General features: G+C 61.1%; 26 protein-coding genes. 6 read left to right on the forward strand and 20 right to left on the reverse strand.

Annotation, left to right across the window (positions count from 1 at the left end):
- Positions 1-268 precede the first annotated feature (268 nt).
- From NKJ40_RS01150 to NKJ40_RS01190, 9 genes are all read right to left on the reverse strand, one after another.
- Positions 269-1,324: a hypothetical protein gene (locus tag NKJ40_RS01150; protein ID WP_352464043.1), complete on the reverse strand. Its 1,056-nt coding sequence runs from the start codon at positions 1,322-1,324 to the stop codon at positions 269-271.
- Positions 1,325-2,407 carry an ABC transporter ATP-binding protein gene (locus tag NKJ40_RS01155; protein ID WP_352464044.1) on the reverse strand — a complete coding sequence of 361 codons (1,083 nt, stop codon included), beginning with the start codon at positions 2,405-2,407 and terminating at the stop codon, positions 1,325-1,327.
- A 75-nt stretch (positions 2,408-2,482) separates the two neighbouring features.
- Positions 2,483-3,808 (reverse strand): iron-containing alcohol dehydrogenase, encoded by a 1,326-nt coding sequence (locus NKJ40_RS01160; RefSeq protein WP_352464045.1) that lies wholly within the window; start codon positions 3,806-3,808, stop codon positions 2,483-2,485.
- Positions 3,801-5,330, reverse strand: coding sequence for a xylulokinase (locus NKJ40_RS01165; RefSeq protein WP_352464046.1), 1,530 nt, complete (start codon positions 5,328-5,330; stop codon positions 3,801-3,803). Before NKJ40_RS01165 ends, NKJ40_RS01160 begins: the two co-directional genes overlap by 8 nt.
- 65 nt (positions 5,331-5,395) lie before the next feature.
- A complete protein-coding gene (locus tag NKJ40_RS01170; protein WP_352464047.1) occupies positions 5,396-6,925 on the reverse strand; it encodes an ABC transporter substrate-binding protein in 1,530 nt (509 codons plus the stop codon).
- Between the two features lie 46 nt (positions 6,926-6,971).
- Positions 6,972-7,871, reverse strand: a complete 900-nt coding sequence (locus tag NKJ40_RS01175) for a carbohydrate ABC transporter permease (protein ID WP_031212286.1) — start codon at positions 7,869-7,871, stop codon at positions 6,972-6,974.
- A complete protein-coding gene (locus NKJ40_RS01180) occupies positions 7,871-8,782 on the reverse strand; it encodes a carbohydrate ABC transporter permease (RefSeq protein ID WP_352464048.1) in 912 nt (303 codons plus the stop codon). Before NKJ40_RS01180 ends, NKJ40_RS01175 begins: the two co-directional genes overlap by 1 nt.
- A gap of 345 nt (positions 8,783-9,127) precedes the next feature.
- Positions 9,128-10,174 carry an NAD(P)-dependent alcohol dehydrogenase gene (locus NKJ40_RS01185; protein ID WP_352464049.1) on the reverse strand — a complete coding sequence of 349 codons (1,047 nt, stop codon included), beginning with the start codon at positions 10,172-10,174 and terminating at the stop codon, positions 9,128-9,130.
- A 540-nt stretch (positions 10,175-10,714) separates the two neighbouring features.
- Entirely contained in the window at positions 10,715-11,092 is a 378-nt protein-coding gene (locus NKJ40_RS01190) for a GNAT family N-acetyltransferase (RefSeq protein WP_352464050.1), read from the reverse strand.
- A 229-nt stretch (positions 11,093-11,321) separates the two neighbouring features.
- Between NKJ40_RS01190 and NKJ40_RS01195 the strand changes: the two genes are divergently transcribed.
- From NKJ40_RS01195 to NKJ40_RS01205, 3 genes are all read left to right on the forward strand, one after another.
- A complete protein-coding gene (locus NKJ40_RS01195; RefSeq protein WP_352464051.1) occupies positions 11,322-11,855 on the forward strand; it encodes a hypothetical protein in 534 nt (177 codons plus the stop codon).
- 1 nt (position 11,856) lies between these two features.
- Entirely contained in the window at positions 11,857-12,423 is a 567-nt protein-coding gene (locus tag NKJ40_RS01200; protein WP_352464052.1) for a type II toxin-antitoxin system VapC family toxin, read from the forward strand.
- Between the two features lie 695 nt (positions 12,424-13,118).
- On the forward strand, positions 13,119-13,301 hold the full coding sequence (locus NKJ40_RS01205; RefSeq protein WP_352464053.1) for a hypothetical protein: 183 nt from the start codon (positions 13,119-13,121) through the stop codon (positions 13,299-13,301).
- A gap of 133 nt (positions 13,302-13,434) precedes the next feature.
- On the opposite strand, the gene NKJ40_RS01210 is transcribed toward NKJ40_RS01205, so the two are convergent.
- The 7 genes from NKJ40_RS01210 to NKJ40_RS01240 all read right to left on the reverse strand — a co-directional run bounded on the left by NKJ40_RS01210 (position 13,435) and on the right by NKJ40_RS01240 (position 20,119).
- The gene (locus tag NKJ40_RS01210; protein WP_352464054.1) at positions 13,435-14,082 is read right to left on the reverse strand and encodes a helix-turn-helix domain-containing protein; all 648 of its coding nucleotides are present in this window, start codon (positions 14,080-14,082) and stop codon (positions 13,435-13,437) included.
- Positions 14,083-14,467: 385 nt separating this feature from the next.
- Positions 14,468-15,058, reverse strand: coding sequence for an NAD(P)H-dependent oxidoreductase (locus NKJ40_RS01215; RefSeq protein WP_352464055.1), 591 nt, complete (start codon positions 15,056-15,058; stop codon positions 14,468-14,470).
- Between the two features lie 156 nt (positions 15,059-15,214).
- On the reverse strand, positions 15,215-16,471 hold the full coding sequence (locus tag NKJ40_RS01220; protein ID WP_352464056.1) for an MgtC/SapB family protein: 1,257 nt from the start codon (positions 16,469-16,471) through the stop codon (positions 15,215-15,217).
- A gap of 2 nt (positions 16,472-16,473) precedes the next feature.
- Positions 16,474-16,923: a thioredoxin TrxC gene (trxC, locus tag NKJ40_RS01225; protein WP_352464057.1), complete on the reverse strand. Its 450-nt coding sequence runs from the start codon at positions 16,921-16,923 to the stop codon at positions 16,474-16,476.
- A 161-nt stretch (positions 16,924-17,084) separates the two neighbouring features.
- Entirely contained in the window at positions 17,085-17,531 is a 447-nt protein-coding gene (locus tag NKJ40_RS01230) for a pyridoxamine 5'-phosphate oxidase family protein (RefSeq protein WP_352464262.1), read from the reverse strand.
- Positions 17,532-18,027: 496 nt separating this feature from the next.
- Complete coding sequence (fixJ, locus tag NKJ40_RS01235) at positions 18,028-18,642, reverse strand: response regulator FixJ (RefSeq protein WP_352464058.1); 615 nt, start codon at positions 18,640-18,642, stop codon at positions 18,028-18,030.
- The gene (locus tag NKJ40_RS01240; protein ID WP_352464263.1) at positions 18,632-20,119 is read right to left on the reverse strand and encodes a PAS domain S-box protein; all 1,488 of its coding nucleotides are present in this window, start codon (positions 20,117-20,119) and stop codon (positions 18,632-18,634) included. The genes fixJ and NKJ40_RS01240 overlap by 11 nt, the downstream gene beginning before the upstream one ends.
- Before the next feature lie 274 nt (positions 20,120-20,393).
- On the opposite strand from NKJ40_RS01240, the gene NKJ40_RS01245 reads away from it, so the two are divergent.
- From NKJ40_RS01245 to NKJ40_RS01255, 3 genes are all read left to right on the forward strand, one after another.
- Positions 20,394-20,582, forward strand: a complete 189-nt coding sequence (locus NKJ40_RS01245) for a hypothetical protein (RefSeq protein ID WP_352464059.1) — start codon at positions 20,394-20,396, stop codon at positions 20,580-20,582.
- A gap of 140 nt (positions 20,583-20,722) precedes the next feature.
- The gene (locus tag NKJ40_RS01250; RefSeq protein ID WP_352464060.1) at positions 20,723-21,205 is read left to right on the forward strand and encodes a universal stress protein; all 483 of its coding nucleotides are present in this window, start codon (positions 20,723-20,725) and stop codon (positions 21,203-21,205) included.
- Between the two features lie 134 nt (positions 21,206-21,339).
- Positions 21,340-21,609: a DUF6455 family protein gene (locus tag NKJ40_RS01255; protein ID WP_292656670.1), complete on the forward strand. Its 270-nt coding sequence runs from the start codon at positions 21,340-21,342 to the stop codon at positions 21,607-21,609.
- A 219-nt stretch (positions 21,610-21,828) separates the two neighbouring features.
- Here NKJ40_RS01255 and ccoS read toward each other — a convergent pair whose 3' ends face one another.
- The 4 genes from ccoS to ccoG are packed head-to-tail and all read right to left on the reverse strand — an operon-like array spanning position 21,829 to position 26,313.
- Entirely contained in the window at positions 21,829-21,984 is a 156-nt protein-coding gene (gene ccoS / locus NKJ40_RS01260; RefSeq protein WP_292656569.1) for a cbb3-type cytochrome oxidase assembly protein CcoS, read from the reverse strand.
- Positions 21,981-24,263 carry a cation-translocating P-type ATPase gene (locus NKJ40_RS01265; protein WP_352464061.1) on the reverse strand — a complete coding sequence of 761 codons (2,283 nt, stop codon included), beginning with the start codon at positions 24,261-24,263 and terminating at the stop codon, positions 21,981-21,983. Before NKJ40_RS01265 ends, ccoS begins: the two co-directional genes overlap by 4 nt.
- Positions 24,260-24,757: a FixH family protein gene (locus tag NKJ40_RS01270; RefSeq protein ID WP_352464062.1), complete on the reverse strand. Its 498-nt coding sequence runs from the start codon at positions 24,755-24,757 to the stop codon at positions 24,260-24,262. The genes NKJ40_RS01265 and NKJ40_RS01270 overlap by 4 nt, the downstream gene beginning before the upstream one ends.
- Positions 24,754-26,313, reverse strand: coding sequence for a cytochrome c oxidase accessory protein CcoG (ccoG, locus tag NKJ40_RS01275; RefSeq protein ID WP_352464063.1), 1,560 nt, complete (start codon positions 26,311-26,313; stop codon positions 24,754-24,756). The genes NKJ40_RS01270 and ccoG overlap by 4 nt, the downstream gene beginning before the upstream one ends.
- Between the last annotated feature and the right edge of the window lie 64 nt (positions 26,314-26,377).

Genomic DNA, 26,377 nt, shown 5'->3' on the forward strand with positions numbered 1-26,377 from the left:
TGACGCGAAGGCGTGTCAGGCCAAGAGATTTGGCGATTTGCGCCTGGGTAAGGTCACCGACATAAGCAAGCCAAGCGGCGCGCACGAGCAGCCCTTCCTCGCGATCGGCCGTGACGGAACTCGTTACGGCTTGGCGGCCGTCGCGCTTCTTTCGTGCTGGTTTCTCCATCAGATCATCCTGTCCACTCCGCGGCAGCGGGTCCAGAGCGGGCTCGGCGGAGCCATGTGCTCATCGATATGAGGCATCAATCGAGTTTCCCCGGCTCCGCTAGCCTCGATGATAGCGGTCGAAGGACAAAACCAGCGGAGCATCATGGCAAATCGCGTCGATGATGGCAGTCGTCAGCGGCAGGCGATCGTGGGGAAGTACACCCCGGTCCATCATATTCTTCAAAGTCGGACCAAGGTCCAGCGCCAGTTGCGCGCCCTCGACCGTGTCCGAACTCATATGTTCGCGCTTCGCCACGGAATAGGGCAGGCCGCGGCCGAGCAGGCGCCCCATGCGACCGTTACGGCCCGCCTGGCAGGTCACATAAAGATCGCCGGAGCCGGCCAGGCGCAGCACCGTTTCGATTTTTCCACCCAGAGCTTCGACCAGAATCGCCATCTCGGCGAGGGACTGCGAGAAAAGTGACGAGGCTAGGTTGTGCATGAGCGCGCCATTGGACGCCTTTCCGTCGCGCTCAAGCAGCCCAACCGGAGCCCCAACGGCGAGTGTGTAGAAATTCTTGAAAGCGGCGCAGATCTCGACACCGACGAGATCGGATGACGATCGCGCGTGATAGAAAGGCGCGCGCAGAATGCGGGACGCCGCGGTCACCTGGTCGGGATCGTGCCCGGCCACGATCACAGACGTGTCGCGCTGTGCCGCCAGTTCGCCGGCAATGCACGGTCCGCCGACGGCCATTACCGGGACAGACAAGCCAGTGCGCTGCTCGATCTCGCGAGCAAGCAGATGTGGCAGGATTTCAATGCCTTCGTCGCTCGCTGCAAGCCCTTTCGTAATCATCAGTATAGGCACGGGCGACTTGATGCTTTCCGCAATGCGGTCGATCGCCCAAGGAACGCCGGCCGACGAAACACCGAGTACAAGCAGATCGGGTCCATCGTTCATCGCCGCCCCGAATTCGGTCCAGGAACAGGCGGTTACCACATCAGGCAGAGTGATGTTGAGGCGTGGGTGATGACTTATGCTGGCCACCGAGCCGACGATCTCCTCATCGAGATGGGTCCCGACAAGAGTGATGCGGTTACCAGCGTGAGCGGCCGGAAGCGTCATGGCAGAGCCCATGACGCCGGCGCCGAGGATGATGATCCGCGCCATTCAACTTCTTCCCTTGTCCAGCCGCTCGCCGCTACCTTGGTCGAACAGGTGGATTCGCTCAGGCGCCGGCTCCAGATGGATCACAGCTCCAGGAGAGAGCTCCATGCGGTCATGCAGCACCGAGCAGATCGCGACGTTGCCCATGCTGGCAAAAATGTGGATTTCGGGGCCAGTCGGCTCGACAACCGTAATCCTCGCCGGAATGCCGCGCCCGTCGGCCACTGGTCGAAGATGTTCGGGGCGAATGCCGTAGATCACCTTTTGGCCGGGCCGGACCGCAGCCCCTGGCGGGAGCGGGAGGGATAGCTCGTCGGCCCGCACCACCCAGGCGCCGCGCTCGGAAGCCACCTCGCCATGGAACATGTTCATTGCGGGCGAGCCGATGAAAGAGGCGACGAAGAGGTTTGCCGGGCGATCGTAGACATCGAGCGGGCGCCCGATCTGCTCGATATGGCCGTCGCGCATGATGACGATGACATCGGCCATGGTCATGGCCTCGATCTGGTCATGCGTGACATAGACGGTGGTGGTCTTCAGCCGCTGGTGGAGCTCCTTGATTTCGGTGCGCATCTGCACGCGCAGCTTGGCATCGAGATTGGACAGCGGTTCGTCGAACAGGAACACAGTTGGGTCCCGCACGATGGCGCGGCCCATGGCGACGCGCTGCCGCTGACCGCCCGAAAGCTGGCGGGGGTACCGTTCCAGATAGGGGGTCAGATTGAGGATCGCCGCCGCCCATCCGACCTTCTGTTTGATTTCATCGGTTGGGCGTTTCTTCAACTGCATGGAAAAGGCCATGTTGTCGAAGACTGTCATGTGCGCGTAAAGCGCGTAATTCTGGAAGACCATCGCGATGTTGCGGTCTTTGGGATGGAGCGTGTTGACGACCCTGTCGCCTATAGCGATCTCACCGGACGTGATGGGCTCGAGACCGGCTATCATACGCAACAGCGTGGACTTGCCGCAGCCGGACGGTCCCAACAGAACGACGAACTGGCCATCCTCGATCGAGAGATCGAGTCCATCGATAATCGAGACGGCGCCATAGTCCTTCTTTATGTTGCTGATGGTGACAGACGCCATAAATTGCTACCCTTCGATTGCCCTTGCCGGTTGGATCTCATTTTCGCCATGCGAGCCATTGGCGATCGGATGCTCTCACCCTTCGTTCTCCAGAAACTCTTCCAGCAACCCCCCATCGGCGGCCAGGTTGACAAAGGACCATCGGCCGCGGATTTCTCGCGAATAGCGAATGGCATCGTGCCAAAGCGCACGCGGCAGGCCTAGTTCCGCGCCGGTGACCGGCCCCCCCGCAGCCTTGAGCGCCGCCTCCATGCGGGCGACCGGCATTGCCATCGGCCGAACCTCCTGGCGCAACGCCGGCCAGATTTCCGCAAGCCTGCGGTTGAAGGTTTCCGTCTGGCTGGCGTCGAGTGCCGTCTTCCTCATCTCGGCAATGCAAAGCGGTCCAAGTTGCCCGCCATAGCGCGCCAGCATTGCCGCCTCGTCGATGAAGGTCGGCCTTGCCTGCGGCGGCTCTTCCATGTCCAGTAGCCGCGCTTGCAGTCGCGCCATGACCAGCGAGGCAACCCCGACCTGCTGGCCGTGCGTGGTGCCGGGATGATGGGCTTGCGCGAACATGTCGATCCAGTGGGAGATTTGGTGCTCTCCCATGGACCCAGGGTGGGAAACGCCGGCGAAGCACACACCCATCGAGCACAGCGTCAGGATGCGCTGGAGGTGCCCGACGGCGGTGATGTCATGCTTGGCAAGGCCAGGCGCATGGGCCAGCATCGGTTCCTCATCGCCCGCCTGCAGCAGGTAAGGCACCTCGGAATAGTAAGTGTCGAACAGCCGATGCGAAGCCCACCAGTCGATCTGGGCGGTGGAGCGGCAGAGGCTGTCGCCAAGCCCGGCGGCGCTGAGCCAGGGGGGTGCTGCAGCCGAAACACCAAGGTCCAGGAAGATGCCCCGCGGAGCATGCGAGGGCAGCGAGATCTTGAGCCCGGAGGCCAACGTCACCGACGCTGTCGAGGCGCCGTAGCCATTCATCGAGGCGGCCGTGCCGAAGACGGCATAGGGCCGCTCGTCGAGGAAGGTTGCATGCTTGCAGCTGTCGTTGAGGACGCCCGACCCGACGGCCACGACCCCGTCGGCGTGACGCGTCTTCTCCCTGACCATCTGGATCGTTGCCTCATCGCAGTCGAGGCCGTCAGGCAGCACGATTTCGTCGACGTCGGCGATGGCGCGCAGCGCCTTCGCGACGCGCCGGCCCATCACATCGACGGTGTTGACATCGGACACAACAGCGATGCGGCTGCCTAGGGCCAGGGGCGCAACGAGATCCGCCTCCCGGCCCTCCGTCGTCTCCCGCAATTCGATCGTCTGGAACGGCAGGTCCGCGGCCGCGCCTGTCTTGGGATCCGTCCAGCGTCCTGCGACAACGTCCTCGATCAAGGCGTTCCAGTTGGTCGTTTCAGCCATGATCGGTCTCCACGAAGGCCGCGAGTCGCTGGTTCCAGGCTGAAAGAGTTGGCCAAAGATCGGCATGGATCGCGAGAAGTTCCGCGTAACGGCCGGCCCGTTTCGCGTCCGGTTCGAAGGTTTTGGCCGGCTCGATGGCCATTGCGAGCGACGCTTCGGCGATGGTGGAAAACCAGCCCACGCCCTTTGCCGCTGCCATCGCCGCGCCAAGCGAGGAGGCTTCCACCGTCCTCGAACGTTTTACGGGACGATCGAGTGCATCCGCCAGAATCTGCATCCACAGATCGGACTTCGCTCCTCCACCGATGGCTATGAACTGGTCGATGGTCTGGGCGGCAGCCGCAGCGGCCCGCTGACTTGTCGCGGCCTGATGCAGCGCTATGCCTTCCAGCACGGCGCGATAGATGTCGCCGCGGCGGCTGGAGCCGGATAGCCCGGCAATCACACCTCGGGCCGCACTGTCCCAGTGCGGATCCATGACGCCCTGCCAGTAGGGCAGGAGCATTATGCCGCCTGCGCCGATCGGGCTGGTAGCGGCTTCGGCCTCGAGCGCCTCCAGGACGTCGCTTGCGCCATGCAGATCGACGCCAAGCATTTCGCATGCCATCCAGTCGACAAGAAAAGTGCCGGCGCGAAGGCACGTCTCGTAGATATAGCCATCATCGGCGACCGCCGTTTCGGTGCGGAAGGCCAAATCATGCACGTAGTCGATGCCGAAGCTGCCAGAGACGACTGCCGTACCGAGGTTGATGTAGGCGCATCGCGGCTGCAACACGCCCGCGCCCGTGCCGGCGCATTGACCGTCGCCGCCGCCGGCGACGATCGGCGTGCCCTCCCGCAGGCCCGTCAGCATGGCCGCTTCCGACGTTAGTTGGCCCAGAACGGTGCCGGGTCGCGCCAGATCCAGCATCATTCGCCGGGCGACGCCTGCCGCGTCCAGTATATCGTTCGACCAGTCCATAGCTCGCATATCGAGTATGCCCATCGGGTCGGCGGATGCGGTGGATGTCACCCACCGGCCGCTCAAGCGAAACACCAGATAGCCATGGACTTCGGCCATTCGCTCCACGCGAGCAAAAATCTCGGGCTCTTCCTCGCGAAACCAGATCATGCGGTAAAGGCAAGGAATGACGTCCAGCGGCTTGCCGGATATTGCGTGGACGCGTGCCGCGCCGAAGCTCTCGCCGAAGCGCCGTGCTTTCACACGGCTGCGCTCATCGAGCCAGAGGGTCGCGGGCCCGACCGCCTGGCCCTGCTCGTCGAAAAGTCCGAAGCTTTCGCGTTGGTTGGCAATCGCAAGGGCGGCAATGCGTGCCGGCGAAACCGTTGATGTCACGGCGCGCAGCGCTGCGACCGTCGAGGTCCACCATTCGGCCGGATCCTGCTCGAAATAGCCCGAACGCGGGTTGGACATTGCAAGCGGTGCACGACCTTCGGCCACGGCAAGACCATTGCGGTCCCAGGCGATCGCCTTGGTTGCCGAGGTCGAGGAATCAATGCCGATGACGAGATCAGGAACCATTGCCGCCACGTTGCCAACGGGCGAGGGCGGTCGAAACCGCCTTCGCCCAAATCACCGATTAGCCGCTAAAGACCGGCATCCTTGACTTTGCCGTCGACAATGCCGGCAATGGCATCCAGGCATGCTTTGGCGTCGCCGCCATAGTCTTGGCCCGTAAGCAATTTGCCGAGCTCAACCGGGATGTCGTTGTTCGACAAATCCGCCCAGATCGGCATGTCCGGCTCCGATCCCATCTGGTTGTCGATAGTGTATTTGATCGCGTCGAAATGGCGTGTCGTTCCGGGGCCAACAACGGCCTTCGCCTTGACCCGAGGATCGGTAAAAGAGGAATTGCGCATCGGCGAGGCGCCGCCGCCGAGCGTCGATACCCGCGCCATCACATCCTTCGAGCAGACCCACTGCATGAACAGCCATGCCGCTTCCTTGTTCTTGGAATATTGCGACAGCGAGATCGTCGAGCCGCCCTGGTGGCCGACGGCCGGGATTTCGTTGAAGCCGCAATCGGCGGCGGCGCGACGGCCAGGAACCTCCTTCGGCGCGGGCAGGGCCTCGAACAGGCCCTTGACCTTGGAATCCTTGGCGTCAAAGCCGGGGAAATCCTCGCCCCAGGTAATTGCCATCGCAGCCTGACCCTGGGTCAACGCCTGCCCCTGACCGTCCCAGGTCCACGTCGTCGCAGACGGCGGCGAGTTCTTCACCAGCTCCTGATAGAATTTGAGCCCGGCCACGCCGCGCTCGTCATTGCCGACAAACTTCTTGTCTTTGTTGAAGATCGAACCGCCATGGCCCCACAATGCGAAGGTCCAGTCGCATTCCAGCGAATAATGGCCGGACTTCGCCTGGCACGCGGTGCCGAAGATGCCGTTGCTTTTTTCTGCCTCTGTGAGCGCCTGCACGGCCTTGAGGTAGGCGTCGAGATCTGTCGGCAGCGCGATATTGTGCTTGTCGAAAAGATCCTTGCGGTACATCAGGATGAAGATCGGAATATCGAATGGAATTCCGCACTGTTTGCCGTTGTACATGGCAATGCCGTCGACCAGCGGCTTGGAGAAATCGTCCCAGTCGAAGTTGGGCATCGCCAGGTCTTTGTTCTGGTCATAATACTCGCGCGGATCGACGACATCCTGTGCAAACGTCGCCATCCAGGACTGGTCGAGATAGTAGACGTCGTAGGTGCCCAGTTGGCCCTGTACGTCTTGCGTCGCCTTGGCGAGAACCTGCTCCAGCGGCACGATCTCGACTTCCACCTCAATGCCGGTTGCCTTGGTGAATTCACCCGCGACAAGCTGGTTGGCTACGATCGTTGGCGGCGTCGCTTCCGAAGTGTAGCGGATTTTGGTGCCGGCATATGGCTTGCCGACATCAGCCAGCCACTTCAGCATGTCGGCGTCCTGGGCGCGGGCTTCCTCAACCCCGAGCCCCAGCATCCCCCGATTGGTGCGGCCGCCTCCTAGCATGGCCGATCCGAAGGCAGAAAAGCCGACACCAGCGAGCGCCATCTTCCTCATAAAGTCGCGTTTGGTTATTCGGCGCGCCGTAAAATCGTTGCAGGTATCGGCGACGAATGTCTTCTTGTCGTGTTCACTGAAGCTCATGATCGTTCCTCCATTGCGTTTTGTCGTCGTTCTTCTCGTCTGCGCCTCACTCCTTTAGCGATCCGAGGGTGAGGCCGCGGACCAGATGCCGTTGAACCAGCAGGATGAAGATGAAGCTGGGTATGATCGCGGACGTGCCGAGCGCTGTAATGTAGCCCCACTCGGTCGCGGTCGAGGTGACAAAGGTCGAGATCTTCACCGGCACGGTGCGGATCGACGTTGTCAGGAACAGTGAGAGCAGGAACTCGGTCCACGAAAAGATGAAACACAGAACAGCTGTCGCAGCGATGCCGCCCTTGACCATGGGAAGGACCACGCGTCGGAACGTCTGCCAGCGCGTCGCGCCGTCAATCAGCGCCGCCTCATCAACCTCGCGCGGAACATCGTCGAAGAACGATTTCAAAAGCAAAACCGCCAGCGGCAGGTTGATCAAACTGTGAACGAGGATGAGGCCCGTATAAGTATCGCGCAAGCCGAGATCGCGGAACATGAAAACGATCGGAATGACGATCGCGATTGGCGGCATGAAGCGCTGCGAGAGAATCCAGAACAGGAAGGACTGCTGGCCGCTGAACTGCATTCGCGACAGGCAATAGGCGGCCAGGGTGGCCAGCAGCAGCGTCAGCGCCGTCGATCCGACGGCTATGATGGCGCTGTCGAGCAACGACTGGCGGGAATCGTAGGAGCTGGCGCCACCTTTGATCACACCCGCCGCCTCGCCGCCCTGTTCCATGCCGATGTCGACGCGCGAAACGCCAAGCAACGTCACACGGTAATTGTCCGGCGTCGGCGTGAAACCGGTGTAGACCGGTCCGCTGCGGTCGAAGATCGCCGAGTAGGGTTTGATGGACGACAGAGCCCACCACGCGATCGGGAACATGAAGATCGCCACCACCAGGACGGCGAGCACGTCACGGGCGATCGTTTGGGCGCGCGACGACTCCATCAGAACCTCACCTTGAACAGCCGGACGAACAGGTTCGACACGACGATCAAGACGACGAGCACGATCAGCGACAGGGTCGCGGCATAGGGAAAGTCTCCGGTGAAGTAGATTCGACCCGCGTAGAATGAAAGTGTCTCGGTGGCCGTGCCTGGCCCGCCGGCGGTGATGATGTAAACGTAGTCGTAGATGCGAAAGAGATCGACGCCGCGGATCAGCACCGCGACCGCTATCACCTTGCGCAGCATCGGCAATGTGAGCCGCAAGAACGTCTGGATGCCGTTGGCACCGTCGATCGCGGCTGCCTCGAAAGGTTCCTTCGGCAGCGCCCTGAGCCCTGCCAGGATGATGAGCACCATGAACGGCGTCCATTGCCAGATGTCTGCAAGCAGGATCGCCGCCAACGCGGTTCCCGGCTGCGTCAGGATCGGCTGTGCCGGCGAGATCAGGTCGAGGGCATAGAGGTAGAACGACAGGACGCCGAAAGAGCCGTCCTGCATCAGCAGGAACATCATTCCGGTTACCGCAGGCGGCACCACCAGCGGCAGTGTCATCAGCGCCCGCAGCACGCCGTAACCTTTGCGATCGGTGTCAAGCAGAAGGGCAATGAGGATGCCGAGCGCAAGCTGAACCGCAAGCGCGACGAAGGTGTAGATCAGCGTGGTTTCCAGCGAATGCCACATACGCGCATCCGAGAATGCGCGCGTCCATTGGTGGAGCCCGGCGAAGTCAAGTTGCCGGGAAACGACATTGCGTTTGTGAAACGACAGCCAGACTGAATAGGCGAGGGGATAGATGCCGAAAACGAGAAGCATCACCGTGATCGGCGCGAGCCAGGGAAAAGGATGCTCGGCCGTCATGAACCGGGGCAGGGCCCACCTGGAACTCGGCCGGGTGAGGATAGCGCTGCTCACGTGCAAATCTCCGCTCGGTCACAGAGACGCATCGGCCTTCTCCCTATCGGCCAGATTGTGCCAACTTGAACTTTTGTAAGTTTGTTGTGTCTTTTGTTAAGAACGTGTCGGACGGCCGCCGATTTGTCAAGTGTCGGTTTCACCAGGGCTCAAGGGATTTGCTCGTGGTCCCAGAGGATGCGGTCATCGCCGGGTATGGAGATTTTTTGGAGGGAGCGCCGCCGGCAAATGCCGTGTACCAGCATCAAAAGCGCTCGGGGTCGCCGCCAACTTTGGCAGCCCAAGGAAAGCTACGGAAAGCATCGAGGAGATCGGGAGGACAGCCCGGGGGTCTTGGAACTCCCCTTAATCCGGCAATCGGATCTGAAGCTTTACGTCCGCCGGCCGGGCTTCGACTGCGCGGTCGAAGGCGGTGATGGAATCTTCGAAGGGGAAGGTCGCCGAAATGAGTGGCTTTAGGTCGACCCGGCCCGACCCCATCAGCGCGATTGCCCGCTCATATTGGTGGGCATAGCGGAACACAGTCTCGATGCGGACTTCCTTGGTCGAGGCGGTGGCGACATCGAATGCGATCGGCGCAACCGGCAGGCCGACCACCACCACCGCGCCACCGGGCCGCGGCAGATCGAGCAGGGTCTCCCATGCCTTGGACGAGCCCGAGCATTCGAAGACGACGTCGGCGCCCCAGCCATCGGTCAGGCGCTTTACCTCCGCCGCCAGGCTCTTGTCGCGGATGTTGACCGGGATCACGCCTTGATAGCCGCCGGCGATGTCGAGCTTGGGATGGGCGAGATCTGCAACAATGGCGCGGGCGCACCCGCCGGCGAGTGCCGCGATCGCCACCATCGTCCCAATCGGCCCTGCGCCAATCACCACCGCCGTGTCGCCCGGCGCGATCTTTGCTTTGGCCGCTGCCTGCATGCCGACAGCGAAGGGCTCGACCATGGCGCCTTCGGCGAAGCTGACATTGTCGGGCAGTTTGAAAGTGTAGTTGGCGGGGTGGACGACATAGGGTGTCAACACACCGTGGATCGGCGGCGTTGCCCAGAATCTGACAGCCGGGTCAATGTTGTAGAGACCGAGCCGGCTCGCCCGCGAATTGGGATCGGGGATACCCGGCTCCATGCTGACGCGGTCGCCGACCTTCAGATGCTCGACGCCTTCCCCTGTTTCGACGACAGTGCCGGCGGCTTCGTGACCCAAGACCATCGGCGCTTCGACCACGAACGGGCCGATGCGGCCATGCGTGTAGTAGTGCACGTCCGAGCCGCAGATGCCCACCGTATGGATCTTGATGCGAACTTCGCCCGCGCCTACGGTCTGTGGCAGATCGATCTCACGCAGCTTGAGTTCGTGCTGGCGTTCAAGGACAAGGGCGCGAACGTTCGTCATCGACGTAATCTCCTCTAATGCCGATTGTTCGAGGCCTCCTCGACCTTGCTTGCACTCGGCACGTTCATCATAGCCGCTCATTCACGGCTTCAAAATCCAGTTCGGAAACGGGTGTTGCAAGATTCCGACTATACTTCCCGGCCAAGGGACTTTGAAGGCCGACCATGCCGCTGCCGAATTTGCGTTTGGATCATCCAGCGTGCTCTGAGGTATCCAGTGATAGATTCGGCATCAGAATAGAACCAGTGTTTAGAGGGCGACGTGCACACTCGCTGCACACAAAGTTCTCCCATCTTTCGGTTCTGTTTTGGCGAAGAGGCGCAACAGGCCACGCTGTGACGCGATGTTTGAGAGATTGTCGCCTGGCTTGGGCTGCCCGAGCGACAGAGCACCTGACAGGGCGCCGTAGCACGACGAAAGAGGGTCTTTTTACTGGTTGTGCGAGATGCTTCTGAGGGCTTCGGCAAAGCACAGGGTGGCCGAACCCGTCGCGGTCCGACGGCGAAGGCTCCGCGTTAGGCGATGTAGGTGCTGCGTCGATCATGGCCCCACCAGTTGCCGGATTGCGTGCATCGGTAGGACCAGCCGGAGCGATTCCGGCAGCCGCACGAAGCCGTTTCCCTCGTAGAAGGCAGCGGCGCGCTCGCTGATGGCATCCACCACCAGCATCGAGGAACCGACTGTGGCCGCGCTCGCATAGGCGCGCCGCACGGCGTCGGCGAGAAGCATCGCACCCAGGCGTTCGCCCTGACGGCCTTCCGAGACCGCCAGCCGTCCGATCAGCGTGGCGCTGACCAGCGGATAGCGCGGGATGTGCTTGCGCGCGGTGGCCGGCACGTCGCCGTGTGCAACCCCGGTTGCGCAAAGCGTATAATAGCCCAGCACGACGTGTTCGGGGTTCGAGTCGTAGACCGCCATATCGCAAGACCCACTGTTGAGGAGGCGTCCTTTTGCTATGGTCGGCAAGCGGCCCGACACCTAATCGAGCGCCATGAACTCGAAATTTCGAGTTGGAGCGCCCGTTTTTCGCGATACATGCCGGTACTGCGATGCTGTTCTCAGTGATAGCTCGCAGTGGCCGTCGGTAAGCTCACTATCTTCAAATTCGGCATACGAGAAATGAGGTCGGCGGGTGCGATCGCGTTCTATGAGGTCGCCCGCCGCCGCGATGGATGCCGCATTTCGGTGGCTCCTTGAAAAATTGTCTCAACCATGTTATGTTGGACGAAATCGTGAAATGTCGGACATTAGAGGCTGCGTCATGGCGAAGGCAGCGAGGAAGAAATACACGGCTGGTGGCGCGGAACGGCAAGGCAGATTTGCCATTCAGAAGCGCGCCGGTATGGCCGGTATGATCGAAATGACGACGAAGGCCGGCGAGCCACTTCCGAAGACTGGTCGGGCAACAAAGACCGGCAAGTCTGTCACGATCAGCAGAACCCGTTTTGAGGCCGTCATGAAGGCGGCGGAACGTTCCGGCCTGCTGGGTGAGAAGAGCACGCGAATCGGTGGTCGTATCAGTCCGGCGCTGATCGAAAAAGCAAAGAAGCAGACCGGGATCGAGACTGACACCGACCTGATCGAATTCGCCCTCGCCAATGTCGCACTCGACGACAATTTCGGACAGACGTTCAGAAAGACGAGAGGCTCCGTCGATCCGACGCTTAAGCTCGGGTTCTGAGTTGACGGACTTTGATTTTGCCAGTTCTGTCCGCTGGGCACGATTTGATCCTCAGGAGAGGCTGTCTCGCCGCAAGGACGACGACCTTCCGTTCCTCGGTGATACTGCCGAGGCGGGGCAAGCCCTGATGCTCGATACCTGTGTCTACATTGATGGTTTGCAGGGCCACGCCCCGGATGTCGTTGCCGATCTGCTCGATCTCAGACTGAGTAATCATTCGACGGTTGCCATCCAGGAGCTCATGCACACCGTCGGCGTGCTAGACCCCAAGCATCCCGGTACAAAGACTGCAATCAAACAGATTGGCGCGACCATTCGCGGCATGCACCCCCATCGTGTCTTCGCACCGGATCCGGACGTGCTTGGAAAAGCTGCGCTGCTGTCAGGCATCATGTGCCGCCTTCAGGGCTACCAGAAAGATGCTCGCCTCCGCGCGCTTCTGGATTGTGTCTTGTTCCTGCAGGCGCAGAAGCTAGGGTTCACGGTACTCACGGCGAACATCAGCGACTTCGATTATCTTCTTCAGCTAATTCCGACCGGACGGGCGCTGTTTTACCGGCAAGCCTGATCGTCACTCCCGGGACACCATCAATTGAAAGCTCTGCTTAGGGCCCGGCAGCTCAGCGTGAGCCATTGCCCGCATCACCTGACGGAAATGTGAGCGCGTGGGTTTTTTCTAGCACTGCACCATATGCCATTGAGCCTGTGTGACGTTCTGGACCGTATTCGGCCACTGAGGCCAGCTCTCGGCCTCTGACAAGGCACGCGCCGAACGCGTACCTCCCCGACAGCGGAAGACTGGTTATAGCGGTACCATGCTTGGCTTTGCACGCGATAACCTCGTCTTTCTGCGCGAGAAGACGTTGAAGGCGGCACCGCGGTGCGAAGCGCGAGTGCGAAGTATGTGGAACTATTCTGACACTGCCCCAATTTGTTTTGCATGTCCCAAACAGCACACGTCGAACCGCCCCTTCTCTCCCAGGACAGCCCCCGACAGGAGCGTGAACTGCGCAGTCGCCCTCGAAGGCGCATACGCCGCTCTGGTGTCCTCTTGCATCGAGGAAGGCTGGACGGCTGAAGAGACTGCCACCGCACTTTTCAACCTCGCCAAGGAACACCTCGAACAGCTCAAGGCGACGCCATCGACTTAAGCTAGCTGTGCGTGTTTTGACATTTCGACGTCGCGGTGTCGGATTATTTGCATGCAAACCAGTTTTACGACGCTATCCTCCCATCCTCAACGGAAGATTCTGGGAGGAATGCATGGCTGCGCATGAGCAACATGCCGTTGAAATTGTTAGGGACAAAGAGTGGTCGGTTCGCGTGACGGTCAACGGCACCACCACCACGGTCCCTTTTACATCTGAGAGCTACGCGCGTTCGTTTGCAGACGGTCAGGCGTTCCGACTGGGTGTTCAGGTCGCGGAGATCAAGAAGGCGGCCTAGCTGCGCGCTTGGCCCAAGGGCGCATGGCGATTGAAGCCCGAGTGACCAAAGTCGGTTGAAATTAGCCGTTGAGCGGCATAAGAGGGCTGCTGTTTCACCGTGGGTGTTGAGATAACTCGCTTCGATTGCGGCCTCACTCGCTCATCGCATGAAGCACGTCGTGCTTGATGATCTCGATGCTGCGCAGATTGAGCAGCCGGATGACGCCCTTGTCCTTCAGCCGGGTGAAAACCCGCGACACGGTCTCGATGGTGAGGCCGAGATAATCGCCGATATCCATGCGCGACATCGGCAGTTCGATCTGCCGCAACCCGCCCTGCCGCTCCCCCATGTCGACCAGGAACGCGGCGACGCGTTCGATGGCATTTTGGCGGCCGAGGACCAAGAGATGTTCCTGCGCTCTCGTCAGGCCCTTGAGAGCCAACGGCAGCAGCTGGCGGGAGAGATCCGCACCAGTGGCAAAGCGGAAGACGCGGACACCCGTGGCGTTGATGGCTTCGGCGAAGAAATGATGGGTGGTGTCGGCTTCGAAACCGAACGTCTCTCCAGCCAGATGGAAGGCGCTTATCTGCCTGCGACCGTCGGCAAGCAGGCGGTAAACACGCACGGCGCCAAACTCGACCTGATAGAAGGCTCCGGCCTTTTCACCTTGCGCATAGATTTCCGAACCGGAGGGAAAGAAGCTGACCGGCTGTAGCGGTGTCGGATCGAATGCCGTAGGCAGGCTCGACTGTACGGGGTGCGACGGCAGTGAAATTCTGGAGGTCGATTGGGCGTGCATGGCTGTTTCCCGGTTGATCCGTAACGCAGCAATCGCTCGAATCCGCAGGTCGCGAAATTCGGTTATGTCCCTACGGGAAACTACGTAGCACTTGAGAGGCGATGCCGCGGCTGGGGAAGGCTTAGTTGATAGTGTCTCGTCCGACGCGGCCTCGATGGTTCCAGTGCGCGAAATTCGGATGGGCGGACGTGAGACAGTATCATCGTGGGCGCTCCACCGAGGTCACCGTCAGGGTAGGGGCCCGGCCGACACCTTGTTTGGCCCCCACAAAGACTGCTCAGAGCTGCCGCGGCGGACAAGGCCGGGTGAAGTCGCGCGGCTTGAGCGATCTACACTCACTGGCTGGACAACCACGGCCGGCTTTGCCGTGCCTGATTGATCGTGGCTAAAGCGCCAGCCCACCGAGCTTGCGCATTTGTTCGATCCACTTTCTCCGCGTCGTATCGCTGGCACCCGCGACCATGCCGAACAACGTCTCGTGTACCGGGCTGATGCCGGCAAAATAAAGGATGCTGCGCCGCATGGCGGCAATGCCGTGGCCGAGGAACCAGAGCCGGTAAACAACGGAAGGCATGCCCATCGTGACCACGACGCGAGCGGAGCGGCCGCGGAGCAGTTTCCTGGGCAAGCCGCCACCCTTGTCCGGGTAGGTAAAGGCAGTTCCCGGCCGCATCACCTGTTCCAGAAAAGCCTTGAGCAGAGCCGGCACGGTCCCGAGCCACAGCGGAAAGACAAATACAATGTGCTCCGCCCAGACTATCGCTTCGGCGGCATCCTCTAGGCTGTCGGGAATCGCGCCGTGCTCGAACTCCTGCACCGTCCGAAGCATTGGAAAATCGAGTGCCGCGAGGTCGACCCGGCGGACGATATGCCCCGCCAGTTCCGCACTTTCGCCATAGGCCCTGGCGAGATTACGGCAAAGCCGGTGCGGCGATGGATCGGGATGGCCGACAATAATCAAGATGCGCCGCGGCATGGGTTACCTCCGAGGCGGCTTGGCAAGCAACCGGACGCGTGCCGGAATTTCGGGGTGAGACCCTTCAAGCTGACCATGCGTACTCCTTCGCGGAGTTTCATAAAGCGGTTGTCCGGCTTGGCCCTTGATCGGCATCAAAAGAGGCCGGTTGTCGGACTACCAGAAGGTCAGTGCCAGCAACACCGCACCGTAGCCGGCCATTGCGGCGACCACGGTTGCGCCTGCCAGCGGCAACCAGAACCTGATCGGACCGGCAAACACTGCCAGCGACAGGCGGCCGATCGCGTTTGCTGCCAGCGCCGCGAGCACCGCCTGGCCAACGGTCTCGACAGGTACCAAATGCTTGACCAGGCGCAAGGCGCTGAGCACCGAGACATCGACATCGAATGTACCCGCAAGCGTCGAGCTCGCCAGCAAGCCGCGTCCGCCGAATTGAGCAGCCAATGCTGCGCTCGCGGTCGCGACGATCGCAAACAGTAGGGCGAAGAGCAGCAACGGGCCTAGATCGAAGGGATTGCGCGCGACGGCGGCACCCTTGCGATCCCCGCTGTCCCGAGCCAGCAGCAATGCTCCGCAGACAGCGAAGGAGAGCGCCGCGACAATTGCGGGAATGCCGACCGAAGCGAACACGCTTGGCTCGACGATCAGAACCACGGCGCAGACGCGCAGCAAAGAAACCATTGCGGCCAGCGACGCCGCGCCAGCGAGCGGCAGAGGATTGCTTGTCGACACGGCGTTTCGGGCCAGCGCCACGGTTACGGCGGTGGAAGAGACGATCGCGCCGGCGAGCGAGCTGACGAGCAGGCCGCGTGCGATTCCCAGGACGCGAACGGCGACATAGCCGGCGAACGATATCGACGCCATCAGCACCGTGAGTAACCATACTTCCCACGGGTTGAAACCGCCCCATGGGTCCAACGTCCGGTTTGGCAGCAAGGGCAGGACGATCGCGCTCATCACAGCCAGGATCAGCGCGGAACGAAGCTCGATCCAGGTCAGTCGCTTCAGGAGGCCGTGCAGTATTTCGCGACTGGCAAGGATGGCCGCGAGTGCTGCTCCTCCTGCAGAAGCGGCGCGGTAATCGCCTGCGACGGACAATGCACCGAGCGCGAATACGCAAAGGGCTGCTATTACCGCCGTAACACTGAAATCCTCATCATGGGCTGCCTCACGCGCCTTGTACCAGGCGAAGATTGCCGCAAACGCGATGAGACCACCGACAAGCACGGACACTGCGTCGAACGCATCGGCCAGCGCTGCGAGAATGCCGCCGAGCAGACCAGATATGCCGTAGGTTCGAATTCCGGCCGTCCGGCTACGATCGGGCGCGTCCCGCTCTCGCCAGCCGCGCTCCAGTCCGACGAGCAGGCCTATAGTCAGTGCAAGTCCGAGCCGGGCGATGAGCGGATCCACAATTAGGCGCCGGCCATCGGCAGGTGGTCGCGGATCCACCTGACGATCTGCCCCGCCGTCATTGCGCCGGATGTGCGTGCAACCTCATGTCCGCCATGGAACAGGATCATGGTCGGGATGCCGCGAATGCCAAGCCTGGCTGATACGGCCTGCTCATTATCGGAGTTGAGCTTGATCAGCCGAACATGCGGTTCCAGTTCGTTTGCTGCGGCTTCATATGCGGGCGCCATCATCTTGCAGGGCCCGCACCATGGCGCCCAGACACCCACGACAACGGGAAGGGTGCCTCGCTTGACCTGACGATCGAAGATTCGTGCGTCGACGTCTTCGGGGTGGCCTGAGAACAACTTTTTCCCGCAGTTTCCGCATTTTGCGTTTTTGGCATCGCGCGCTGGCGGCAGTCGATTGATTCCGCCGCATTTGCTGCACACCACCAGATTTTCCTGCGCCATCGCCCTTCACCACTGGTATACATGCGCCATAGAGTGCCTATCCCCAAGCCGGCTCGGACTTCCAATGTTTTTTTGCGCGATGGACGATTTAGCGTGAAAACGGATTGCCCGGCACAATCCACGGCGGCTGTGCGCCCGCGGTGTTCGGACGGGAAAACACGCTATTCCTTTGCTTCCCGACCCGATGCCTGCTTGATAACGATCCTGAAGAAAACATGCGGAGTGCTGTCCGAAACAGGAGGCGTAACCGGCTTCAGAGCGCCAGGCTCCCACCAGTCGACGTGTTTGCTCAACACCGACCACGCATGGTCGCGCTGAACCTTGTAGCCGATCCGGTCAGGCAGTTCTTCATAGACACCGTCGACAACCACGCTTCTCCATGCCCGTCCTTGGCCGCGTTCATCGACCTGGACGCACACCAGCGCATTGACACGCATCCAGTCGACCTTTTTGCCCGGAATGGAAAATGCATAAAGGTGATTGTCGGCGTGGGCATAGTAGAATGGCACGACGTAGGGCTGTCCATCCTTGGCGCATGCCAAGTGGCCGACCCGATTCGCCGTCAGCAATTTTGTACATTCCAAAGCAGAAAGCGTGCGGATCAGCATCGGCGCGATCTCCTGTTTTTCGTGACAGAACGGTGTCGCCGGTGCTCCATCGACTCTGATATCCGGCATCGCGGATCGTAGCCCTGCCGCCATGGAGGTCATTGATCACGATCAAGGAGTCGGTCGGCCGACAGACGAATCGACAACCGTGGCTGGGCCCGCCGGCGACTCGCATGGCGGCCCATGTCAGTTGTCAGCGTCCATGCCGGAGTGGGGATTTGGAAAATGATCCAGATCAAGGCGAGGCCTGCTGCTCCCACCCATCATAGGGGATGATGTGGAAGCCGATCTCAAGCGCTCCGTTCGATCGTGAGCTGGAACTCGCCGTCCTGGACGAGGACGGCGAACATGCGCTTGTCTTTCCTTGCATCAAGGAGCGGGAAGGCTGGAAGAACGCCGCCACCCGCGCACGCATCGACGTTCACCCGACCCACTGGCGAGACTGGGTGCCGGATAGGGTTCCGCTAAACGACGGGAAGTCTCTCCGCGACTCGCTTTAACGTTTGGACTCCACAACCAAAGCCATGCGCACGAGATGCGACAGACTGCTCGCGGCCATCTTGCTCATGAGATTGGCGCGATGGATCTCGACCGTGCGCGGGCTGATGCCGAGGTCATAGGCAATCGTCTTATTGGGCAGGCCGGACACAAGGCCGTCCAGCACTTGTCGCTCCCGCTCCGACAGGGCCGCCAGACGACCGCGGATTTCCGCGCTTTGTGGGTGTGTCGCCTCCGTCCGATTGCGACTGTCCAATGCGGAGCGGATCGCTTCGATCAGCACCTCGTCGTCAAACGGCTTTTCGATGAAGTCGGCGGCACCTTCCTTCATCGCCTGAACAGCGAGGGCCACATCGGCATGACCCGTCATGACGATGACCGGAAGCGTATGCCCGCGGGTCCGGAGCTGTCGCAGGAACTCGATGCCGTCAATGCCCGGCATGCGCACGTCGGTCACAATGCAGCCGTCGAGGTGGCTCGTGGCCGTAGCCAGAAAAGCTGTCGCCGATTCGTACAGGCGCACGGCGAAATCAGCCGTCGCCAAGAGAAAACCAAGCGATTTGCGAACGTCGACGTCGTCGTCGACCACGTGCACAAGATGGTTACCGGTCATTGGCGACCTCTTCCGTCTCCACGATGCGCAAGGTGAACCGGAACGCGGTTCCTCCAGTCGGTATTGCCTCGGCCCAGATGTGGCCACCATGCGACTCAACGATTGTACGGCAAATAGAGAGGCCGACGCCCATGCCCTGTTTCTTGGTGGTGACAAATGGCTGGAAAAGCTGTGCGGAGACTTCCGGCGCGAGACCAGTGCCTGTGTCGATCACGCTTACCTCTGCCATGCCGTCGTCAAGGGCCACGGTCATGACTTGCAACTCGCGGCGTGGCACGCCTTGCATGGCTTCTATCGCGTTGCGCATCAAGTTGAGCAGAACCTGCTGAATCTGGATGCGGTCGGTCAAGACCAGTTCGGCGGCGGGATCAAGCTTGTAGCTGACGCGCACGTCTACTTCTCTTGCACCGACCAGGGCCAGGGACGAGGCTTCCTCGATCAGTGTGGGCAGGCGTTCGACCTGGCGCTCGCTCTCGCCTCTTGCGACGAAGTCCCGAAGGTGGCGAATGACGTCTCCGGCCCTCAAGGCCTGTTCCGCTGCCTTTTCCACGGCCTCCCTCAACATCGGCGCGTTCTCTTCCGTGCTTTTTTCGAGAAGCCGGCGGCTGCCTTTGAGGTAGTTCGTGATTGCCGTGAGGGGCTGGTTGATCTCATGCGCCAGTGTCGAAGCCATTTCGCCCAGCGCGGTAAACCGCGCCATATGGAGGAGCTCCTGCTGCTGCTCCTGTATTCTTGCTTCCGCTCTGTAGCGTTCGGTCAAGTCCCGGCAGAAGCCGGTAAAGAAGCGGCCGGTGCCAGGATGCATTTCACCGACGGCAAGTTCCATCGGAAAGGTTGAGCCATCCTTACGCATTCCAGTGACGGTGCGGCCGAGCCCGATGATGCGGCGTTCACCGGTCGTCAGATAGCGGTGGAGATAAGCGTCATGCTCTTCGCGATAGGGCGACGGCATCAGCAGACTGACATTTTGTCCGAGCACCTCGCTCGACTGGTAGCCGAACAGCGTTTCGGCAGCGGTGCTGAAGGATTGAATACGGCCCTGTTCGTCGATGACGACCATCGCATCGGGCACCGTTGCCAGGATCGAACGCAAATGATCTTCGCGCAAGCGGAGGGCGGCGTTCGCAAAGGAGAGCTCGCTAACATCGGTGCCTTCGACGAAAATAGCCGTGACGCGACCGTCGTCGGCCTTGATGGGCTGATAGACGAAATCGAGGATGCGCTCTTCGACCGGCTCGTCATGGCTGTTGCGAAGGGCGACCTTCACGCCCTGACCCCTGTAGAGTTCGCCCGTTTCGCACACCTGGTCCAGCAGTTCGTAGAAACCTTGACCTTCGAGCTCGGGCAGGGCCTCGCGTACCGACTTTCCTATCACTTGCCTTTGGCCGATCAGGCGCTGATAGGCGGCGTTGGTCAACTCATAGACATGACCCGGCTCACGCATCAATGTCATGAAACCGGGGGCTTGCTCGAACATCTGGGCCAGCCGGTCGTGTTCGGCCGTGGTCTGCCCCTGGCCGCGAACGTCGGTCGACAAGTCACGTGTTTGTCTGTCGTCCAAATCAAGTCCTTTGATCAGGGAACCCGCAACGCAGTCTAGTTATCATTCATCGCTCTTTCTGCACACGCAAAACCATGATGCCAAATAGTCACGATCAAGCCGGTTGCTAATGCAATTTGACGCGCATCAAGGCGCCGCAGGCCAATGCACCCCATGCTGCGTTCAACTGCTCCAGCGAAAGGCGCCTCCAGTGTCCTACAAATCAATTGCGGTGAACCTCGCCATCGATGCACCTCCTGCGGCCATGGTGAGCCTCGGGGTTGAACTTGCTGAAAACTTCGGCGCTCACCTTATCGGCCTCGCGGCTGCGGATGTCCCGCCTCTGGTCGCGACTGGCGACGGTATGGTCTACGAAGGCGAGATCATGCAGATCCAGTGAACGGAAATCGAAAACGGCTCGCCGAACTGCGCGCCGACTTCGAGAGGCTGGTTCCTGCCTCGATCTCAAGCGAATGGGGTCAAGCCGTCTGCAGCCCGACGCGCTTCCTCAGCGTTTGGGCCCGTGCGGCCGACCTCATCGTGACCGGCGGCGACAAAGGAGAAAATGTCTATCGCACCGTCGATATCGGTAGCCTTGTACTCGGCACAGGCCGGCCAGTACTCGCCGCTGCAAGCCATATCGAACATGTCATGGCAAATACCGTGCTGGTCGCCTGGAAGGACACCAGGGAGGCGCGACGGGCGCTGACCGACGCATTGCCCTTCTTGGCCAAGGCCAACGACGTCGTCATCGCCACAATCGACAGCGAGCGCGACGACGGCATCCGTGACAGCCTCGCTGATGTCGCAGTCTTTCTTGAGCATCACGGCATCATGGCGCGGACCGAGTTCATCCGCGGCGACGCTGACGGTGAGCATCTGTTGGCATTTGCGAGCTCAATCAACGCCGATCTGATCGTTTCCGGCGCATATGGCCACAGCCGCCTGCGCGAATGGGCATTCGGTGGAGTCACGCGCACGTTGATCGAAGAAAGCAGCATCAACCGACTCATGTCGTATTGACCCCCGGCCGCATCGCAAGTCCGCCAGTTGCGGCATTCACGCGAGGGTCATCGTCCGCAGACGGCCCGTTGACCGAGATCAATGCAGCGGTCGCCGAGATGACAATGATATGGCGGGAAACGGGAGTGACCGACATGACTTTTCTCGACTACCTGATCTCAGTTGACGCTAGGACAGCCTTGATGGGCCGCATGATGCGGAAGCTGGGCGTCGACAAACAATTGAAGATCGTTCCAGACAATATAGCCGTCACCAATCGGGCGGTGGACCGCTGCCGCGCCTGCGGACACCAGGACGAATGCTCGACCTGGCTCGACGAGCAGCAGCAAGCCGACGATCCGCCAGACTATTGCCGCAATCGCGACCTGATCGCGCGGCTGCAGCATGCGGCCGGTCAGCGATAGGAGCGTCTCCGGCCAAATGGCAGTTTGCGTCACTAACGTCGCGCTGGCCGCCTCATGGCGGTCAACCAACACGAGACCATAAGAGATTGTCACTCACGGCACCTCGGCCAGCGATGCGCCCAGGATCACCTCTTCAAGCCCTCATCCGCGCCCTGATCTTCATCAGTTTCAACGGGTACTGCCGGCGGCATCGCCATCATGTCGGCACCGCGGAGCCAGTCAGCTTTCAGGTCTGTCATCTCGGTCGATGAGGATGCGCTCCGCGGCTCCGTCGAGGTCCTCGTATTGCCCGCTCCTCAAAGCCCACAGAAACCCAGATAGCCCAAGAGCACCGAGGAACAGGGCCACAGGTATCAGATAGACGAGCGTCGTCATGACGATCGCGCCAGTGCGCCGATGGCGGACCGGTTGCCGCGCCTGCCCACCGTCTCCGGTGCGTTCGTCGCAAAGGACGCCAGGCGTAATGCATTTCCGATGACAAGCAGCGACGAGGCGGACATGGCGATTGCGGCGATCAACGGTGTGACGTGCCCCGAAATGGCGATCGGCACGGCGACGGCATTGTAGATAATCGCGATGGCGATGTTTTGCCGGATCAGTCGTCCGGCCTTGCGCGAGACGTCGAGGGCAAGGGGTACGGCCGAAAGGCTTTCGCGCAGGAACACGAAGTCCGCTGCCTTGCGGCCGACATCGGCGGCCGTGGCTGGAGCTATCGAGACGTGTGCCGCGCTTAGCGCAGGGGTGTCGTTGAGGCCGTCGCCAACCATCAGCACCTTGTGGCCGTCCTTCGCCAGCGTTTCGATATGTTCTACCTTGCCCGAAGGAAGCAGCGCCGGAACAAAGTGATGGATGCCCAACGCCGCCGCCACCTCGCCGCAGGCAGCGGCGGTGTCGCCCGACAGCATTTGCGCGGAAACCCTCGCGTTGTTTAATTGCTCGATGGCCGCTCTGGCGTCTGCACGCAACGCGTCCTCGAAGACGAAGGAAGCCACAATGATCCCATCTTTCGTCAGAACCGTTCCGCCATATCTGCTTTCGCCCCCGGTTCGGGCCTTCCACCCGGCCCATCCGCGCCTACCCAGCCGCCAGGTGCTGCCCGCGGCAGTGGCTTCGATGCCGAATCCGGGGTGCTCGCTGACAGCCTCGAGCTTTGGCTGGCCGGCGAAACCTGCAAAGTTGGCAATGGCCTTTGAAAGTGGGTGACGGGAATGCGAGGCCATATCGGCTGCGATTGCCAGCATAGTCGGGTGGATGGATGGTGCGTTGACGAGTTGGGGCTGTCCGAGCGTTAGCGTGCCGGTCTTGTCGAACACCGCGACGTCGATTGCCGCCAAGCGCTCCATGGCGGAACCGTCCTTGACCATGACGCCAGCTTCGAACAGCCGGCGCGCCGCAACAACCTGCACGATCGGTACGGCAAGGCCGAGCGCACAGGGACATGTGATGATGAGGACGGCGATGGCGATCGTCGTTGCCCGGTGCCAGTCGCCGATGGCCACCATCCAGCCGAGAAACGTCACGAAGGCGGTCAGATGGACCACCGGCGCATAGAGCGCCGAAACGCGGTCGGCGATCCGGCGATAATGCGCGCGACCGCCCTCGGCCGCTTCCATTAGTCGGACCATCTCTGCCAGGAAAGAGTCTTTTGCGGCGGCTGTCGCCTCGACCGTCAGTGGGCCCGTGAGATTTAGAATGCCTGCCTGTACGGCTTCTCCTGACGCCACGGTTCTGGGAGCGCTCTCACCGGAAACCAGCGAACAGTCGAGATCCGAGGAGCCTCGAATAATCTTGCCGTCGACCGGAATCCGCTCACCCGCCGCGATCAGCAACTGCATGCCGGGTTCTATCTCGCCAACCGGCCGGTAGTCGCGCGTGCCATCATCACGCATCACCAAGGCGCCACGCGCCGCGAGCCGTGACAGGCCGTTCACCGCGGTCCGGGCACGCTCCCGCATCACGTGATCAAGCGTGCGGCCGATCAGCAGGAAGAACAGCAGCGATACCGATGCGTCGAAGTAAGCGTGGTCGCCATGGTTGATGGTTTCGTAGAGGCTCATCGCGTAGGCGAGTGAGACCCCAACAGCAATCGGCACATCCATGTTCATGCGGCCGTGGCGCAACGCGTTCCATGCCGAGCGGAAGTAAATGCCGCCGGCGAAGGCGAGGGCAGGGATGGCAATCAGCGCCGAGATCCAATGGAACAGGTCGCGGGTCGGACCTTCAGCGCCGGACCAGACCGAGACCGAAAGCAGCATGATGTTGCCCGCCGCAAAGCCGGCAACCGCGACGGCGCGGATCAGTTCCGAAAGCGTCTTGTCTTTTTCATCAACCTCGGGCTCCAAAAGATGCGCTGGGTAGCCCAGCCGCTCAAGCGCAGCGACGAATGGCGGTGCCTCATTCCCACGCCATCGGATCGAAACCCGTTTCGTCGACAAGTTGACCCTTGCGTCTTCGAGGCGATCGAGCTTTTCGAGTGCTGTCTCGATCGTCTGTATGCAGGCGCCGCAGTGAACAGTCGGCACTGAGAGATCGGTCTGGTGAAGATCATCGCCAAGCGAGCGGCTCGCCAATTTGACTTCATGGTTCGACGGCAAGACGGGTGTGACCCTATCGAGGGCCAGCGCCATTTCAGCGCCCGGCGCGCAGCAGCTCATTGCAGCGCTCCTTGGGAAATCATGATCCGACGGACATCGCGGTAGGGTTCGGCGAGACCAGCATCGGCATCGACTTCGACGATCCAGACGCCATCTCTCGGCGTGTGCTGCGTCGCAAATTCCTGGCCTGTAGTTGAGGCCAGAGTGAGGGACTTGTCCTCGGCCTCGTAAGCGGGGTGGCGAAACAGAACCTTCACAGAATGCAGGGGAATGGGCTTGCCGGCGGCATCGCTGAGGCTGTAGCGGACCTCGCCCCATGCGATGGTGAGTTTGCTGGTCCAGCCGAGTGCGGTCTGCGCGCGCCCCTCCTCGGCCTTCTTGTTGAACTGCTGGCTCGCCACATAGGTGTTTTCAACGACAAGACCGGTCCAGCTCGTGCTGGCCAGCGTCGCCATGGTCACATTCACGCCAACAACCACGCCGAAAAAGCCGAGAATGGTAAGCAGCATATGCCTTCCGGTAAATTCGCGGGGCCTTCGCATATTGACGCTCATCTAAGGATCTCCGGTGCGTTGAACGTGGCCGTGTATTCATCGACTTCGAAACTTGCCTTGTCTTCGACCCGGAACTTGAATGTCTGCGCTTGCCCCTTGAGCTGTTCAGCCGGCTGGCGGACGAAAACCTTCAGCATCTTCAGCCGGTCTGGTTCGACGGCGATGGCAAATGAGCGATCTGCAGGCAGGTCGATCCCGACGACGTTCATTTCGGCGCGTTGTAAGCCCTGCATGGTGACGACAATCGTCCTTGGCTCGGGGATCATGTTGAGCAGCTTGACGGTGTAACCATTGCGGATCGAACCATCGGACAGCGTCACGAACTGCGGATTGCGGTCGTGCAGAACGCTGACGTCGAGCCGGTCGCGCGTCAGCAGCGAATAGAGCAGGGCAAGGCCGATCGCCGACCACGCGCCCATGTAGACGAAGGTGCGTGGCCTGAAGATTTTACGGAGATGGAAATGGGCCAACCTATCGGAGAAAGCGCCGCCGTCGGTCCGCACGAGCGACGGGTTCACCGAGCAAGAGCCGCCTGCGGTGGCTACCGCCATGTTGGCGCTGTAATCGGACAGCGTCGCATAGGAGATCAGTCCCCGCTCCTTGCCGAGCTTGTCCATGACGCCGTCGCAAGCATCGATGCACAGCGCGCAGGTGATGCATTCGAGCTGCTGGCCGTCCCGAATGTCGATCCCCATCGGGCAGACGGCGACACAGGCATTGCAATCGACGCAGTCTCCAACCGGCTGCCCCGCGGCAAGCACCTTCTTGGCGTGGCGCGAACGCGGCTCGCCGCGCCAATCATTGTACGTTACGGTGAGCGAATTCTCGTCGAGCATGGCCGCCTGGATACGCGGCCATGGGCACATATAGGTGCAAACCTGCTCGCGCATCAGTCCGCCGAACGTGTAGGTGGTCGCCGTCAGCACCGCGATGGTGATGTAGGCGATGGGCGCTGCGGTCCCGGTGAAGACCTCTCGAATTAAAGTTGGCGCATCGGCGAAATAGAAGATCCAGGCACCCCCCGTTGCCGCGCCTATGACCAGCCAGATAGCGTGTTTGGTTAGACGCAGCACAAGCTTGCGCGCGGCCCAGGGGCCGGCATCGAGTTTCATGCGAGCGTTGCGGTCGCCCTCGATCGCGCGTTCGACAACCAGAAACAGGTCGACCCATACGGTCTGTGGGCAGGTATAGCCGCACCAGGCCCGGCCGACCGTGGAAGTGACCAGGAAAAGGCCGATGCCGGCCATGACCAGCAGGCCGGCAACATAGTAGAATTCCTGCGGCCAAATCTCGATGAAAAAGAAGTAAAAGCGGCGATTGGCGAGATCGATCAGCACAGCCTGGTCCGGGGCAAACGGCCCCCGATCCCAACGCAGCCAAGGCGACAGGTAGTAAATGCCCAGCGTGATTGCCATCACCAGCCACTTGAAGCGACGAAAGCTGCCTGAAGCGCGCTTCGGGAAGATCTTCTTGCGTGCGGCATAGAGCGGCTGACGCGTTTTGGCCGAGTTGACCGCCTCGGCCTCAAGTCGCTCTACCTGAATGTTGTCCAGCACGAATATCTCCAGTCGCGCAGCCGATCATTTTGCCGTGCAACCGGACATCTCTGATGTGGAGCGA

Source organism: Mesorhizobium sp. M0119, assembly GCF_040322615.1.
Taxonomy (GTDB): domain Bacteria; phylum Pseudomonadota; class Alphaproteobacteria; order Rhizobiales; family Rhizobiaceae; genus Mesorhizobium.